Annotated in this window: 20 protein-coding genes; 19 read left to right on the forward strand and 1 reads right to left on the reverse strand. The window is 48.1% G+C overall.

Going from position 1 to position 16,052, the window contains the following annotated elements:
• Positions 1–4: 4 nt before the first annotated feature.
• The 11 genes from aroH to IQ294_RS04220 all read left to right on the forward strand — a co-directional run bounded on the left by aroH (position 5) and on the right by IQ294_RS04220 (position 8,733).
• Positions 5–388, forward strand: a complete 384-nt coding sequence (gene aroH, locus IQ294_RS04170) for a chorismate mutase (protein WP_203333297.1) — start codon at positions 5–7, stop codon at positions 386–388.
• On the forward strand, positions 385–1,473 hold the full coding sequence (locus IQ294_RS04175; RefSeq protein WP_203332781.1) for a prephenate dehydrogenase: 1,089 nt from the start codon (positions 385–387) through the stop codon (positions 1,471–1,473). Before aroH ends, IQ294_RS04175 begins: the two co-directional genes overlap by 4 nt.
• Positions 1,474–1,495: 22 nt before the next feature.
• Positions 1,496–2,773: a 3-phosphoshikimate 1-carboxyvinyltransferase gene (gene aroA / locus IQ294_RS04180; RefSeq protein ID WP_203333298.1), complete on the forward strand. Its 1,278-nt coding sequence runs from the start codon at positions 1,496–1,498 to the stop codon at positions 2,771–2,773.
• A gap of 84 nt (positions 2,774–2,857) precedes the next feature.
• The gene (locus tag IQ294_RS04185; RefSeq protein ID WP_203333299.1) at positions 2,858–4,111 is read left to right on the forward strand and encodes a tetratricopeptide repeat protein; all 1,254 of its coding nucleotides are present in this window, start codon (positions 2,858–2,860) and stop codon (positions 4,109–4,111) included.
• Between the two features lie 14 nt (positions 4,112–4,125).
• Complete coding sequence (locus IQ294_RS04190) at positions 4,126–4,689, forward strand: ReoY family proteolytic degradation factor (protein ID WP_203332782.1); 564 nt, start codon at positions 4,126–4,128, stop codon at positions 4,687–4,689.
• A gap of 5 nt (positions 4,690–4,694) precedes the next feature.
• Positions 4,695–5,138 (forward strand): DUF2487 family protein, encoded by a 444-nt coding sequence (locus IQ294_RS04195; protein ID WP_203332783.1) that lies wholly within the window; start codon positions 4,695–4,697, stop codon positions 5,136–5,138.
• A 149-nt stretch (positions 5,139–5,287) separates the two neighbouring features.
• Positions 5,288–5,794 (forward strand): Rieske (2Fe-2S) protein, encoded by a 507-nt coding sequence (locus IQ294_RS04200; protein WP_203332784.1) that lies wholly within the window; start codon positions 5,288–5,290, stop codon positions 5,792–5,794.
• 21 nt (positions 5,795–5,815) lie between these two features.
• Complete coding sequence (gene qcrB, locus IQ294_RS04205) at positions 5,816–6,490, forward strand: menaquinol-cytochrome c reductase cytochrome b subunit (protein WP_203332785.1); 675 nt, start codon at positions 5,816–5,818, stop codon at positions 6,488–6,490.
• A 38-nt stretch (positions 6,491–6,528) separates the two neighbouring features.
• On the forward strand, positions 6,529–7,323 hold the full coding sequence (locus IQ294_RS04210; RefSeq protein ID WP_203332786.1) for a menaquinol-cytochrome c reductase cytochrome b/c subunit: 795 nt from the start codon (positions 6,529–6,531) through the stop codon (positions 7,321–7,323).
• 61 nt (positions 7,324–7,384) lie between these two features.
• The gene (gene lhaT / locus IQ294_RS04215; protein WP_203332787.1) at positions 7,385–8,008 is read left to right on the forward strand and encodes a lipoprotein heptaprenylglyceryl N-acetyltransferase LhaT; all 624 of its coding nucleotides are present in this window, start codon (positions 7,385–7,387) and stop codon (positions 8,006–8,008) included.
• A 41-nt stretch (positions 8,009–8,049) separates the two neighbouring features.
• Positions 8,050–8,733, forward strand: a complete 684-nt coding sequence (locus IQ294_RS04220) for a zinc metallopeptidase (protein ID WP_203332788.1) — start codon at positions 8,050–8,052, stop codon at positions 8,731–8,733.
• Positions 8,734–8,790: 57 nt separating this feature from the next.
• Here the strand turns inward: IQ294_RS04220 and IQ294_RS04225 are convergent, their stop codons facing one another.
• Positions 8,791–9,657, reverse strand: a complete 867-nt coding sequence (locus tag IQ294_RS04225) for a YitT family protein (RefSeq protein WP_203332789.1) — start codon at positions 9,655–9,657, stop codon at positions 8,791–8,793.
• A 107-nt stretch (positions 9,658–9,764) separates the two neighbouring features.
• Between IQ294_RS04225 and IQ294_RS04230 the strand changes: the two genes are divergently transcribed.
• The 8 genes from IQ294_RS04230 to panD all read left to right on the forward strand — a co-directional run bounded on the left by IQ294_RS04230 (position 9,765) and on the right by panD (position 16,010).
• Entirely contained in the window at positions 9,765–10,103 is a 339-nt protein-coding gene (locus IQ294_RS04230) for a nucleotide pyrophosphohydrolase (RefSeq protein WP_203332790.1), read from the forward strand.
• Positions 10,100–10,900 carry a 4-hydroxy-tetrahydrodipicolinate reductase gene (dapB, locus tag IQ294_RS04235; protein WP_203332791.1) on the forward strand — a complete coding sequence of 267 codons (801 nt, stop codon included), beginning with the start codon at positions 10,100–10,102 and terminating at the stop codon, positions 10,898–10,900. The genes IQ294_RS04230 and dapB overlap by 4 nt, the downstream gene beginning before the upstream one ends.
• Positions 10,901–10,914: 14 nt before the next feature.
• A complete protein-coding gene (gene mgsA / locus IQ294_RS04240) occupies positions 10,915–11,319 on the forward strand; it encodes a methylglyoxal synthase (protein ID WP_203332792.1) in 405 nt (134 codons plus the stop codon).
• Between the two features lie 11 nt (positions 11,320–11,330).
• On the forward strand, positions 11,331–12,485 hold the full coding sequence (gene bshA / locus IQ294_RS04245; protein WP_203333300.1) for an N-acetyl-alpha-D-glucosaminyl L-malate synthase BshA: 1,155 nt from the start codon (positions 11,331–11,333) through the stop codon (positions 12,483–12,485).
• Positions 12,469–13,602, forward strand: a complete 1,134-nt coding sequence (locus IQ294_RS04250; protein ID WP_203332793.1) for a CCA tRNA nucleotidyltransferase — start codon at positions 12,469–12,471, stop codon at positions 13,600–13,602. The genes bshA and IQ294_RS04250 overlap by 17 nt, the downstream gene beginning before the upstream one ends.
• Positions 13,580–14,563: a biotin--[acetyl-CoA-carboxylase] ligase gene (locus tag IQ294_RS04255; protein ID WP_203332794.1), complete on the forward strand. Its 984-nt coding sequence runs from the start codon at positions 13,580–13,582 to the stop codon at positions 14,561–14,563. The genes IQ294_RS04250 and IQ294_RS04255 overlap by 23 nt, the downstream gene beginning before the upstream one ends.
• 224 nt (positions 14,564–14,787) lie before the next feature.
• On the forward strand, positions 14,788–15,624 hold the full coding sequence (gene panC / locus IQ294_RS04260) for a pantoate--beta-alanine ligase (RefSeq protein ID WP_203332795.1): 837 nt from the start codon (positions 14,788–14,790) through the stop codon (positions 15,622–15,624).
• A gap of 2 nt (positions 15,625–15,626) precedes the next feature.
• A complete protein-coding gene (gene panD / locus IQ294_RS04265) occupies positions 15,627–16,010 on the forward strand; it encodes an aspartate 1-decarboxylase (protein WP_203332796.1) in 384 nt (127 codons plus the stop codon).
• The last annotated feature ends 42 nt before the right edge of the window (positions 16,011–16,052 follow it).

The following is a 16,052-nucleotide window of genomic DNA, read 5'->3' on the forward strand; positions in this document are numbered from 1 at the left end:
AATGATCATGCGAGGCATAAGAGGGGCGATCACTGTATCTGCGGATCATCCGGATGAAATTCTGGGTGAAACGAGAAAACTGGTTTTGGAGATGGCTGAACAAAACGGCGTCGATCCGGAGCAGGTCGCGTCCGTCATCATTTCAACAACGGCGGATATTTCGTCCGCTTTTCCGGCAAAAGCAGTGCGGACGATTGAAGGATGGACTTATGTGCCTGTCATGTGCACACATGAGATGTCGGTTCCCGGAAGTATGCCGCTATGCATCCGGGTCATGATGCACGCCAATACAACTGCAGCCCAAAAAGACATCGTACATATTTACATGAATGATGCGGTGAAATTGCGGCCGGACCTTGTAAAGGACGGTCAGGTGAACAATCGGTGAAGACGAATATATTGGTTATCGGCCTAGGCTTGATCGGAGGATCTTTGGCGAAGGCTTTGATGCGGCATGAGAATGTACGGATTTCAGGTTATGATGCCGACACTTTGACTGTCCGCAAGGCCTATAAGATGGGCATTATCCATCAGGCTGTATTATCGCTCGAAGAGTCGGCTGCTGAAGCGGATTTCATCTTTCTTGCGACACCAGTCGGAGCTGCCAAAAAATTATTGAAGCAGAGCCGGTTCTGGAAATTGCGGGAAGGGGTAATCATCAGCGATACCGGGAGCACCAAGATGGAAATTCTGGAAACTGCGGAAGAACTGGAACATGTCTTTATCGGCGGGCATCCGATGGCCGGCTCTCATAAAAGCGGAGTCGAAGCAGCCAAGGATGTACTATTCGAAAACGCCTTCTATATTTTGACGCCCGGCAGGCATGCAGAAGAGGCGCATGTCGGGAAGATGGAAGACTTATTGAAAGTGACGAAAGCGAAGACGGTTGTTCTTAGCGCAAAAGAGCATGACCATATGACGTCGATCGTCAGCCACTTTCCGCATCTGATCGCCGCATCCCTTGTCCATCAGCTTGATCGTGAGAAGGAGTATCCCTTTACGCGCCAGCTGGCGGCAGGGGGCTTCAGGGATATCACCCGCATCGCTTCTTCAGATCCCGTCATGTGGCGGGATATCACGACGCAGAACGCTGGCATGATAACAGCCCAGCTGGATCAATGGATGGATGAGATGGCTTATTTGAAAGATCTGCTTACTGCCAATGAAGAAGAGCCGATCAGGCGCTATTTCGAAAAGGCGAAGGCCGTCCGGGATGAATTGCCGATTGCCGGACACGGCGCCATGTATACCGCGTTCGACTTGTATGTCGACATTCCCGACGTTCCAGGGATCATTTCAGAATTGACCGGCTATTTGGCTGAAGAAGCGGTCAGCATCGTCAACCTGCGCATTATCGAAACACGTGAAGATGTATTCGGTATCCTGGTCATGAGTTTTCAGACCGCTGAAGACCGGGAAAAAGCCAGAGTCTGCATCGGGCGAAAAACTGCCTATGAAGTTTATATTTCCTGATAAGGAGGAACACGCTTTGCCTATGAATCTGACATTTGACCACCCTTCATTAAAAGGTTCCATTCAAGTGCCTGGAGATAAATCGATTTCCCACAGGTCCATCATGTTCGGGGCCATCGCATCCGGAACGACAACAGTCGAAGGGTTTCTATTGGGAGAAGATTGCCTCAGCACCATCGATTGTTTCCGGAATCTCGGGGTGGAGATCCGGCTGGATCATGAAAAAGTGACCATCACCAGTAAAGGCATAGCCCACTGGAAAGAGCCTTCCCGAGTGCTGGATACCGGAAATTCCGGGACCACCACCAGGCTGATGCTGGGTCTGCTGGCGGGGACAAATTTCCATTCGGTCATGGCCGGTGATGATTCCATTGCGAAGCGGCCGATGAAACGGATTGTTGAACCGCTTAGGCGGATGGGAGCGGACATCCGTGGTCGTGAGGACGGCCGTTTTACACCGCTTGCGATCAACGGCACCCAACTGAAGGCCATCAATTATTCCCTGCCTGTCGCGAGCGCACAAGTGAAGTCAGCGATTTTACTGGCTGCTCTGCAGGCAACAGGCACCACAGCCATCGAAGAACCGGTGGCGACAAGAGACCATACAGAAATCATGCTCCGCCAATTCGGTGCCGAGATAAACCGCAATGGAAGCACCATCGAGATTGCCGGAGGGCAGGAATTGGCAGCCCGGCATGTAAAAGTGCCAGGCGACATTTCATCAGCAGCTTTCATGATCGGCGCGGCCCTGGTGACACGCGGCAGTGAGATCACATTGGAAAATGTAGGGATAAATCCGACAAGGACCGGCATTCTGGATGTAATTTCAGAAATGGGCGCAGATTTTGAAATCCTTGAAACAGAAACCGAGGGGGAGCGGGTGGCCGATCTGGTCATCCGTTCGTCCGAACTGACCGGAATTGAAATCGGCGGAGAGCTGATTCCAAGATTAATCGATGAAATTCCGGTCATTGCACTGATCGCCACTCAATGCCAAGGGACGACGGTCATCAAAGATGCGGAAGAATTGCGCGTCAAAGAAACGGACCGGATTACAGCGGTAGTCGATGAGTTGACGAAAATGGGTGCCGATATCAGGGCAACAGAAGACGGCATGGTCATCAAAGGGCCGACACAGCTGAATGGTGCCGCCATGACAACGTACGGCGACCACAGGCTCGGTATGATGGCGGCAGTCGCTTCACTTGCGGCTGAGGGTCCCGTAACGATCGATGAACCGGATTGCATCGCGGTCTCTTATCCGGGCTTCATGGATCATTTGAATAGTTTGGTCCGCTGACTCTCCTCCGGGGGAGTTTTTATTATGCTAACAACTGGGTATCGTGTAGGATGGATATAGGAAATTGAAAGAATGGGTGATAGTATGGCTACAATTGAGGAAATCCAAAAAGCGGTGGAACTTGGGGATATGGACCAAGTGAACTCCCTGCTCGACACATATTTATTGAACGCTGACCCGGAAGAGCAATTCGGATTATCGGAATGGCTGGGTGATATCGGGTTTGTTGAAGAGGCGATCCGGGTTTTAGAGCACCTGGAATATTTATTTCCGGAAGAAGGCCAGCTGAAAATAGACCGCGCCAATCTTTTGATCGAAGCAGACCGGGAGGACGAGGCATTGAACCTGCTGATGGAAGTTTCGAAGGAAGATGAGAATTATCCGCAGGCCCTGGTGACGCTTGCCGATCTGTTCCAGCTTCAGGGACTGTTGGAAGCGGCGGAAAACCGGCTGAATGAAGCGATAGAGCTGCTGCCGGATGAACCCCTTCTGATGCAGGCGAAAGCGGAATTGCTGCTGGAGTCTGGCAGATACCTGGAATCTGCGAAGATTTATCAGGATCTGAAAAGGGATGGTGTGAAAATCGACGGGGTCAATCTATCGGAACGGCTTGCCGAAGTCTATAGTGCAGGTGCTGCTTATGAAGAAGCTTTGCCTTATTACGAAGAAGCACTTGAAGACCAAGTGCAGCCGGATGTCCTCTTCGGAGCGGCGGTTGCATCATTTCAAACCCGGCAATATGAGCGGGCTGTCCAGCGCCTCGACGACTTGACTGTCCTGGATCCCGATTATTTCTCCGCCTATTTGCTGAAGGCCCAGAGCCTCAATATGGCGGAAGATTATAAAGCTGCTTATGAAGCCATTAAAGAAGGGATAAAGAGAGACGAATTCGATAAGGAACTTTATCTTTTTGCAGGGAAGCTTGCGATGAAATTAGGCAATTCGGATGAGGGGATCGAAAATCTAAGGCAGGCAGTGGCCCTTGACCCGGAATACATGGAGGCCATCTATACGCTTGTATCTTATTTCCATTCGCAGGAAATGGATGAAGACGTCCTCGAACTTACGGAAGCGGTCGTGGCAAGCGGAGACGACTGGGCCGGCTTGTACCCGATGTTGGCTGAATCCTACGAACGAACAGAGCAATTCGGTAAAGCCGCGGAATATTTCGATCTGGCATATCCATCGTTCCGCGATGATCCGGATTTCCTCTCGAAATATATGCGTTTTCTGATCGAAGAAGGAAAAAGGGAACGTGCTATTGAAATACTTAAAGAGTTGCAGGTTCTGGAGCCGGAAAATCAGGAATGGCTCGATTTGGAACATTCATTTGAATGAAAGGAGGAGCAGGAATGACAGCTTCTGTCTCGGTTGGAGATAAAAAGCAGTTTGTCCGATGGTTTCTTCAATCCTATAAGATGAAACGGCGGGAATGTATCTGGATATTGAACTATATGCTCAGCAATGATGAGCTGCTGGAAAAAACCCATTTCGTTGAAGAGGCGCATTATTGTCCGCGCGCGATGGTCATGTCGTCAACGGAATCCAAAGAATTGCCATTCCGTTTCTATAAAGGCAACCTCATGACTGCCGATGCCGAAAAATCTTTCCATGATTTGAGGTTGAACCCGGATCAGGACCTTTATCTGCAATTGAATTTCCCCAACAGACCGCCGTCACCCCTATATTTATCTGTGCTGGAGGAGAATCCCTATTTGCCGCCGGATGAAACTGTAAGTGCCCAGGACCGGCTATTGGCCGAAGAACTTCTGGAGGAAAGTCTCTCCGTATTTCAGGAGGAAACCATTCTGGCGCAGATTGATGAAGCGCTCGATTCGAATGATAAAGAGCGTTTCTTTGAACTTTCAACCTTGCTGTACAAGATAAAAACGATCAAAAAATTGGAAAGTGAGTAGATTCTATGCATTTTATTGGTAAAGACATCGATCAATATCTCAGCCAGCGAGAATATGTGGATACAGCGGTAGTTCCGCTGCTCGAGCTGAATTTAAATCCATCCGACCTGAAATCGAGTGCCGGGGCCTCGGAATATTTGCAGTCGCTGACGGCTTTGCTTGAAAAACAATTCAAAGGAAGAATATTGCTCTTTCCGCCATTATCCTATACATCGGGTGCTGACAGGGAACGGGTGGCAGAAGAAATATCTGCTGAAATGAAAAAGGCTGAATTTAAACATGTATTTTATCTGACGACTGATGCTGCGTGGCGTTCAGTTGAAAAATTGGAAAATGTGCTGTGGCTTCCGGCCATCCCGACGATGGATATGGACAGAAATTTCAAGCAATCGGTCATGGAAGACCAGCTGCGGCAGGTGCTTCCGCTTTTCCTGAAGGAATGGTCATAAGCTTCATGAAATGTTCACAAACTGGTATTTAGCTTCACGGCATTATTGACCTGTACTTTCTATTGATATATCATTAGGTTGTCCTAGTAATTATATTTGAAATGAGTATGTCCATTGGACTGACCTTGAATGTTAGAGGGGGGAAAAGGATGAGTAACAATCGTGTATCACGACGTCAATTTTTAGGCTACACATTAACAGGAGTCGGCGGATTCATGGCAGCAGGTATGCTGATGCCGATGGTTCGTTTCGCAGTTGACCCGGTTCTTCAACAGAAAGAAGGGGGCGACTTCGTATTGACTGACCAGAGAGTGGATGAAGTTACTGAAGAACCAGTACGCGTCGACTTTACATTTGAACAAACGGATGCATGGTATGTATCTGAAGTAACAAGTTCAGCTTGGGTTTACAAAGAAGGCGATAAATTGATCGCACTTTCACCAGTCTGCAAACACTTGGGATGCACAGTCAACTGGGCCGGAGATCCGGAACAGCCAAATCGATTCTTCTGCCCATGCCACGCTGGACGTTATGAGAAAAACGGACAGAATGTTCCAGGTACACCACCACTTGGACCGCTCGATGAATATGACGTTCAAGAGCAAGATGGCTATGTAGCTATCGGAGTAGTAAAAGCAAACACATTAGTAGTTTAATAGTTAGGGGGTACGACACCAGTGCTAAATAAGTTATATGATTGGGTTGATGAGCGTCTGGACATTACGCCGATCTGGCGTGATATTGCGGACCATGAAGTACCGGAACACGTAAACCCCGCACACCACTTCTCAGCATTCGTTTATTGTTTTGGAGGATTAACGTTCTTCATCACGGTAATCCAGATCTTATCCGGTATGTTCTTAACTATGTACTACGTACCAGATATCGAGAATGCCTGGCAGTCGGTTTATTATCTTCAGAATGAAGTTGCATTCGGAGAAATCGTGCGCGGTATGCACCACTGGGGAGCTTCATTAGTAGTAGTTATGATTTTCCTTCATACGCTTCGCGTATTCTTCACGGGTTCATATAAGAAACCTCGTGAATTGAACTGGGTTGTTGGTGTAATGCTGTTCGGTGTTATCTTAGGATTAAGTTTCACAGGTTATCTTCTTCCATGGGATATGAAAGCATTATTCGCAACTAAAGTTGGTATTGAAATCGCTGCATCGGTGCCACTGGTCGGCGATATGATCAAAACATTGCTTGCCGGGGATTCAACGATTCTTGGTGCACAAACCTTGACCCGATTCTTCGCCATTCATGTATTCTTCTTGCCTGCTGCTTTGCTTGGGTTGCTTGCGGCACACTTTATCATGATTCGGAGACAGGGTATTTCTGGCCCGCTTTAATAAGTGAGGCTTAATGGATTTTAAAAGGAGGGGACACTATGCATCGCGGAAAAGGAATGAAATTTGTAGGGGATTCGCGTGTTAAAGGCTTAGAACATCGCATGCCGAATATCCCGAAGGATTATTCCGAATATCCTGGTAAGACAGAAGCTTTCTGGCCTAACTTCCTTCTTAAAGAATGGATGATAGGTGCAGTCTTCTTAATTGGTTATCTGCTTTTGACTGTCGCTCATCCGTCGCCTCTTGAAGGCCAGGCTGACCCGACTGATACGGGCTATATTCCACTGCCAGACTGGTATTTCTTATTCTTATACCAATTACTTAAATATGAATTTGCTTCAGGTCCATTCAATATTGTAGGTGCCATCATCGTACCTGGTCTTGCTTTCGGTGCTTTGGCCTTGGCGCCATTCCTGGATCGCGGTCCGGAAAGACGCCCGTCAAAACGGCCGCTTCCGACAGGTTTCATGCTGCTTGCTATCGCTTCAATCGTTTTCCTTACTTGGGAATCTGTTGCGAACCACGACTGGGAAGCTGCTGAAGCTCAAGGGAAAATCCAGGAAGAAGTTGAAATTGATACTACAGATCCGGGTTACGAAGTTTATTCGACCAGTTCTTGTATCAGTTGCCATGGTGACAATCTTGAAGGTCAAGTAGGACCTACTTTGGTTGGCACTGGCTATACGCCTGAAGAAATCGCTGACATCGCGGTCAACGGTATCGAAGAAGACGGCGAACAAAAAATGCCACCTTCCTTCGAAGTTGACGTAGATGGTTCTGAAGAAGACCTGCAGACAATGGCTGAGTTTATCGCTGGCCTTGAAGCAGAATGACATACTAAAAAAAGAGCCGGGAAACCGGCTCTTTTTTGCTATCTTGAAAGGAAGAATAGAAATGTATTCCTTTATCAATAAAGTTTCTGCCTGGCTGATGTTCAAGCCGTTTTTGATCCTGCTGTTTTTCGTCAATCTGGGAGGCACCATTTACGGATACATATGGTATGGGTGGCAATTAGCCATCACTGCACCGAAATTCCTTCTTTTTGTCCCTGACAGTCCTACTGCCAGCCTCTTTTTCACAATCGTCCTCGGTTTATGGCTGATCGGCAAACGGAGCAGCCTGATCGAAGCGCTGGCGTTTATCACGCTTATAAAATATGGCTTGTGGGCAGTGGTCATGAACCTTCTGACTTTAGGACAGACCGGCGATATCGGTTGGATCGGCTGGATGCTGGTAGCATCCCATTTCGCCATGGCGCTGCAGGCCGTCCTGTATATCGATCATTACCGGTTCGGCTGGCTGGCAGTGGCGCTTGCGGCAATTTGGACGCTGCATAACGATGTCATCGATTATGTCTTCGGCCAGATGCCGATCTATGGAAGCCTCATGGAATACAGCAGCCAAATCGGCTACTTTACCTTCTGGCTTTCAATAGCCTGTATCGCCTTTGCCTTATTCGTTGCCTGGCTGAATAAGCCCGCGCCGTTTCAGTTGACCAAGCCTGACCATTCCAAGTAAAATAAAGGTAACAGATATTTGCGAAAGGGTGTAATTGCTATATGGGTTTAGGTGCATATCTAATCTATTTTGCCGTGCTGTTGATCCTTCCTTTATGGGCTCAATTCAAATTAAAGAGAACTTACGGTAAGTATTCCAAAATTCGTTCGACTTCCGGCCATACAGGTGCTCAAGTTGCCCGTATGATTCTGGACCAGAACGGTTTGTATGATGTAAAGGTAATTGAAAGCCGCGGAATGTTAAGCGACCATTATAACCCGCTGAAGAAAACTGTGGCGCTGTCAAGCCATAATTATCATGAAGCTTCTGTCGCTGGTACAGCTGTAGCTGCCCATGAAGTGGGGCATGCGATTCAGGATGCAGAGGATTATTCATTCCTGCGTCTGCGCCATCGGCTGGTGCCGCTGGTCAATATTTCATCCAACGCATCATGGATCTTCATCATGATCGGTATATTCTCTTCTTTAAGTGGCGCTTTGCTGATCGGGATCATCCTGCTTGCAATGGGGGTATTGTTCCAGATCATTACGCTGCCGGTTGAGTTCAACGCTTCGAACCGGGCGATGGATCAATTGCTGTCGGCGAATATCATCCGCAATGAAGAAGAGCCGCATGCGAAGAAAGTTTTGAATGCAGCCGCTATGACATATGTGGCCGCAACTGCAGTAGCAGTTATGGAGCTTGCCCGTCTGCTGTTGATCTACACAAGCATGAACCGTTCGTAATACGTAAAAAGCCGCTCCGACTGAATAGTCGGAGCGGCTTTTCTGATTTCAGCTAGATTAATGGAGCGGCATCTTCTGTTCATCGAGCGTAAAACCTTCACCGATGACATCATGCACTTCGATCAGCGATACAAAAGCATGCGGGTCGACTTCATTGATGATATTTTTCAGACGGACAATCTCATTTCGGCCGACGACGCAATACAGGACTTCCCGCTCTTCTTTGGAGAAATGACCATAACCGCGGAGAATCGTTATGCCGCGGTCCATTTCAACCGAGATGCGGCTTGCGATCTCTTCCTGGGCATTGGAAATGATTAAAGCCCCGCGTCCGGAATATGCGCCTTCCTGCACAAAGTCGATGACCCGGGCGCCGACAAAAACAGCAACAAGGGTATACATCATCGAACGGTTATCCAAAAACACGACCCAGGAAACGAGGATAACGGCGGCATCAAAAAGGAACATTGTCTTCCCCATGCTCCAGCCGACATATTTTTGCACAAGCCGTGCGATGATATCCACGCCGCCTGTAGTTCCGCCGTAGCGGAAAATGATGCCGAGACCCGCGCCGACGAAAATCCCCGCAAACAGGGAAGCCAGGAATAAATCATTTTGCAGGTCAATCCGGATTTCATAGATCAAAAATATTTTCAGGAAAACAGAAACGGCCACTGTTCCGATTATGGTATAAAAGAACACTTTTCTGCCTAGAAGCTTCCAGCCGATAAAAAAAATCGGGATGTTCAATAATAGATTCATTAACGCAGGATCCCAGTTAAGAAGGAAATATAAGATCAACGTAATACCTGCAAATCCGCCTTCACCCAGCTCATTTTGGATGTTGAAGTGAACAAACCCAAAACTGAATATGGCAGCGCCCAATAAGATGAAAAAAATATTTTTTATTCTGAGGTCTTTCAACTGTCATCATCTCCGCTCTAAAAGTTCAACTCTTGTATTATGTGTTATTTTCAGTATTTTGACAACACCATTTCTTTTCTTTACGATTGACTAAGGAGTGTGAAAATATGGGACAGGATAAAACGATGAAACAACTGCAGCAGGAAGTCGACCAATATATTTCTCAATTTAAGGAAGGCTATTTTACGCCGCTTGAAATGATTGCCCGTCTGACGGAAGAATTGGGAGAATTGGCGAGGGAAGTCAATCATGTATACGGACCGAAGAAAAAGAAATCGACCGAGGCGGAAGCAAGCATCACGGAAGAAATGGGTGACCTTCTTTTTGTTTTGATCACAATGGCGAATTCATTGGATATAGACCTGGCCACAGCACATGACGGCGTGATGGAAAAGTTTAATACACGGGATAAAAACCGCTGGACAAGAAAGGATGAGAGCAATTGACGATTCGGGTTGCAATCGCTGGTGCCCGTGGAAAAATGGGGCAGGAAGCTGTACATACCATTATGAAAAACACAGGAATGGAACTTGTTTCCATACTGGATTATAAAGAAATCGGGGAGACCCTGGCGGATACGAACTTGTTTCCGCAGAACTTTACAGTGCCGATTTTTCTGGATCTTAAGGAATTGCATGAAAAAACGAAACCGGATGTACTGGTCGATCTGACATCACCCGAATCCGTTTATCAGCATACGCGGGATGCGCTCGGACTCGGCATTCGGCCGGTAGTCGGAACGACAGGATTTTCCGATGAGGAATTGAAGGAATTGACAGCTTATGCGAAAGAACATCGCATCGGCTGCATCATCGCCCCGAATTTTGCGATCGGCGCTGTCTTGATGATGAAATTTGCAGAACAGGCAGCGAAATATCTTCCGGATATCGAAATAATTGAGCTGCACCATGATCAGAAACTGGATGCCCCGTCCGGCACAGCGATGAAGACGGCCAACATGATTTCGAAACAGCGGGAGCCGCATATGCAGGGCCACCCCAAAGAAAAAGAGACTTTGGAAGGGGCGCGCGGTGCCAATTATGACGGCATGCGTATCCATAGTGTGAGGCTTCCGGGTCTGCTTGCTCACCAGCAGGTATTGCTCGGGGGAGAAGGCCAGCTGCTGACGATCAGGCATGATTCTTTCAACCGCGGTTCGTTCATGTCAGGTGTGACTTTATCGGTCACAAAAGTGATGGAAATAGACAATCTCGTTTACGGATTGGAAAACATAATCGATTAAAAGGGGAAGATGGCATGAAAATCGCATTAATAGCACATGACCGCAAAAAGGATGACCTGATTCAGTTCGTAATCGCCTATCAGCCGATTTTATCTGAGCATTCCTTGTTTGCGACAGGCACGACAGGCCAGCGGATCATTGAGGAGACAGGTCTTGAAGTCCACCGTTTCCGCTCAGGTCCTCTCGGCGGAGATCAGCAGATCGGCTCAATGATTGCACAGGATGAAATGGATATGATCATCTTTTTCCGCGATCCATTGACGGCACAGCCGCATGAACCTGATGTCACTGCATTGATCCGTCTATGTGATGTATACAATATTCCGCTGGCGACCAATATGGGCACAGCTGAAGTGTTATTGAAGGGCTTAAAAGAAGGCTTTGTGGATTGGCGCCTGATACGCGAACGGAGAGGATAAGAATGGCTGAATTGAAGAAAATGAAAATTGGCATCACTTGTTATCCGACCGTAGGCGGCTCAGGAGTGGTCGCGACGGAACTGGGCAAACTGCTGGCTGAAAAAGGCCATGAAATTCACTTCATCACATCGAGCACACCGTTCCGCTTGAACCGGATGTACTCAAATGTGTTCAGCCACCAAGTGGATGTAAATTCCTACTCTGTGTTTCAATATGCACCTTACGATATTGCGCTGGCAACGAAAATAGCAGAGGTCATCAAAAATGAGCAATTGGATCTTCTGCACGTCCATTATGCGATTCCACATGCGGTTTGCGCAATCCTGGGCCGTGATATGGCTGGGTCGGACATCGGTATCGTGACGACATTGCACGGCACAGACATTACGGTGCTGGGATCGGATTCTTCATTGAAGGAAGCCATCCGCTACGGCATCGAAAAATCGGATATCGTGACAGCGGTATCCGATTCGCTCCGCGATCAGACATACGAGATGATCGACCCGGACCAGCAAATCGAAACGGTCTATAATTTTGTGGATGAGCGGGATTATCAGGTCAAAAATATGGGCACATTAAAAACCGACCTCGGCATTGGAGAAGATGAGAAAGTCGTAATCCACGTTTCCAATTTCAGGAAAGTGAAAAGAGTCGGAGATGTCATCGACACTTTCTATAGGATTAATAAGGAAGTTTCCAGTAAATTGCTGCTGGTCGGTGACGGTCCGGAAATGAGCAGGGTCCAGGAACAAGTGCGTACTCTTAATATGGAAGAAGATGTGCTGTTTCTTGGGAAACGGGATAATTTATCCGAGTTATATAATATCAGCGACTTGAAATTGCTGCTTTCGGAAAAAGAGGCGTTCGGCCTGGTGCTGCTGGAAGCGATGGCTTGCGGTGTGCCGGGGATAGGGACGAATGTCGGCGGTATTCCTGAAATCATCGAACCCGGCAGGAACGGCTATCTGGTGGAACTCGGCGACACCGGGAAAGCTGCCGAATACGCTGTGGATCTGTTGATGGATCAGAAAACGGGTGTGCAGTTAAAGGCGGGGGCCATTGAGACAGCTGCTTCCAAATTCCATTCCAAAAAGATATTGAAGGAATACGAGGCGATTTATGCGCGGCTGATACAAAAGGGGAAGCGAAATGAAAACAGCGATTGAAATCATCGGCACGCTAAAACGAGCCGGATTTGAAGCGTATCTGGTCGGCGGTGCTGTAAGGGACTTCCTTCTCGGCAAAAATCCGAAAGATTTTGATGTGGCGACTTCTGCCGAGCCGCTGCAGGTAAAAGGGCTATTTAAACGGACTGTAGATACCGGCATACAGCACGGCACGGTTCTGGTTCTCGTAAATGGCACAGGTGTAGAAGTTACGACCTTCAGGACAGAAAGCGATTACTCCGACAATCGGAGGCCGGATTCGGTGAATTTCGTGAAATCATTGGATGAAGATCTGAAGAGGCGCGATTTTACGATCAACGCCATGGCTATGACAGAAACGCTGGAAGTCATCGACCTGTACGGCGGCAGAAAAGATCTTGAGCATAAAATCATCCGGGCTGTCGGGGATCCGGACAGCCGTTTCCGGGAAGATGCCCTGCGCATGCTTCGGGCAGTCAGGTTTTCGGGGCAATTGGACTTCTCGATCGATGACGATACATTGGCGTCGATCTGTTCGAATGCCGGATTAATCGAAAAGATTGCGGTTGAACGCCTGAAGCTTGAACTGGATAAAATCATGTCCAATCCCAATGCTGTCCGGAGTATCGATTATCTGGTGGCTTCCGGTCTTGCGGACCATCTGCCTGCTGGAGACATCTTCAAATCGGATTGGAAAGGGTTTATTCCGACTGAGGATCCGCTGAGCGGCTGGCTCTATGCATTATGGCAGAATCAGCGCGACGTTTCTGCTTTAGCCGGTTATAGATTTTCAAATGAAGAAAAAAGCCTGCTCAAAAATGCATTGGCAGCAGCTTCAAACGAATCATGGGATGCGGGGACATTCTATCGGCACACAGTGCGCCAACTGGAACTTGCAGCGCGGCTAAAGCGGATTCACGGAGACTGGGCGCAGATAAAAAGTGAATTGCCGGTTCAGTCTAAATCGGATCTCGCTGTAAATGGCCGTGATCTGATGCGCTGGACGGACAGAAAATCCGGGCCGTGGCTGAAGGATGCGATTGCTGCTGCAGAACAGCTGGTAGTCTACGGCAGACTGGCTAATGACAAAGAGAAGATAAAGGAATGGTTCCTTCATGAATATAACTGTAACGAATAAACTGGCTTCGCGGTTGATGGAAGCTTCAGGTGAACCGGTATCCGGACAGCAGCTTGCAGATGAATTCGGCATTTCCAGGACTTCTGTGTGGAAACATATTAAGGAGCTGCAGGAAAAGGGCTACGAAATTTCATCCATCAAAAAGAAAGGCTATGTGCTGTCAGGAATACCTGATTCACTTGAAGCTTCGACCATACAGCCGTTGCTGAAAACCGAACGCTTCGGAAAAACGCTGGAATGGATCGACTCCTGTGAATCCACTCAGATCATCGCACACCGGCTTGCACAGGAAGGTGTCCCCGACGGCACAGTCGTATTGACGGAAGAACAGACCGCTGGACGAGGCAGAATGGCAAGGAAATGGGACTCTGTCCACGGCAAAGGTATTTGGATGAGTGTGATTCTTCGTCCGGATGTACCGCTTCACCGTGCGCCGCAATTTACATTGATCACCGCCGTGGCTGTGGTACGGGCGATCGAGGATGTCACGGGACTCCGGCCGGACATAAAATGGCCGAACGACATTCTGATGAACGGCAAAAAAAGTACCGGTATCCTGACCGAACTTCAATCGGATGCGGATGGCATCAAAGCGCTCATCATCGGAATCGGTTTGAATGCCAATCAGGACCCGGAAGATTTCAGCGATGAAGTGAAAGAGATCGCAACATCCTTAAAGATGGAGACAGGGCAGCATGTCAGCCGCCAGGAATTGGTGCGCGCCATCCTTTATCATCTGGAACAATATACGGCCCTCTATATCAAAGAAGGGTTCGGTGTGCTGAAATTGATGTGGGAAAGCTATTCGACCACCATCGGCAAACCGGTTCGTGCGCGGATGGCAAAAGAGACGCTTGAAGGGATTGCGGAAGGCATCACCGATGACGGTGTATTGCAGCTCCGTACACCGGACGGCAAGCTACACGGCGTTTATTCGGCTGATATCGAGATGAAGAATTGATAATTGTTTTTTCCATGCCTCTTCTGCTATAGTATTTTTACGGGCAGTATCCGATCTGGAACTGCACCATTTTAAGTACCAACAAAACGAAAATAATTTAATCTGCCTTGATCTATTGCATGACAGGGACGGAAGAAACGAGTCTATCATTTTCTGTCCTTCTGTCCATTTTTGACAGGAGGACTTTTTATATGCGGCTTTCTTCCGGGAAGGAGAGAAAAGTGTTGCGCATTATCGAAACGATAAAAGAATTAAGACAATGGGTGGCAGATACAAGAGCTGCCGGTTCCACAATCGGCCTGGTGCCGACGATGGGTTTCCTGCATGAAGGGCACATGAAACTCGTGAGTACGGCAAAGGATGAAAATGATGCCATAGTCATGAGCATCTTCGTCAACCCGGCCCAATTCGGTCCGGATGAAGATTTTGACCGCTACCCTCGGAATATGGCACGTGATACACAGCTGGCAAAAGACGCAGGGGTCGATGTCATCTTTGCACCGAGCGTGGAAGAGATGTATCCGAGACAATCGGCCATCACGATTTCAGCAGGGCGTTTGGCTGAGCAATTATGCGGAAAATCGCGTCCCGGACATTTTGACGGCGTCCTGAAAGTGGTGACGAAATTATTTCATCTGGTGCAGCCGGACAAGGCTTATTTCGGCCAAAAAGATGCCCAGCAGCTGGCAATCATCGAATCGCTAGCCGACGATTTTAATTTCCCGCTCCAAATCAGGCGCGTCGGGACAGTGAGGGAAGAAGACGGACTCGCAAAAAGCTCACGCAATGTTTATCTGACTGAACAGGAACGTAAAGAAGCGCCGCATCTGAAAAAGGCCCTTGAACTTGGCAAACAGGCGGCACTGGCCAAGCAGGATCCGGTTGCTGTCATGACAGACTATCTGAGAGACCATACTTCCGGCAAAATCGATTACATCCAGTTCCTGTCCTATCCGGATCTTACCGAAAAGGTGGAGGGCGATGCGATTTTGGCACTGGCTGTCCAATTCGAAAAAGCGCGATTGATCGATAATTTATTATTTACCGTAAAGGGGAACTGACAATGCTTCGAATGATGCTCAACTCAAAAATCCACCGCGCCACAGTCACAGAAGCCGACCTGAATTATGTCGGAAGCATCACGATCGACCAGGATCTGCTGGATGCGGTCGGCATGCTGCCGAATGAAAAAGTCCACATCGTCAATAATAATAACGGTGCCCGTTTTGAAACGTATATCATTTCAGGCGAACGGGGCAGCGGCGTCATCTGTGTGAACGGCGCGGCAGCGCGCCTTGTACAAAAAGGCGATATCGTCATCATCCTGTCCTATGCCTATATCATGGATGATCAGGCACGCGGCCATAAACCGACCGTCGCGATTATGGACCAGGATAATTCAATCAAAGAAATCATCAGCTACGAACCAGAAGCAACGATTATGTAAACCTCGCCTTCTTATATAGAAGGCTTTTTTGTTTTTAAAATT

The organism is Planococcus beigongshangi, from assembly GCF_016820495.1.
Classification (GTDB): Bacteria; Bacillota; Bacilli; order Bacillales_A; family Planococcaceae; genus Planococcus; species Planococcus beigongshangi.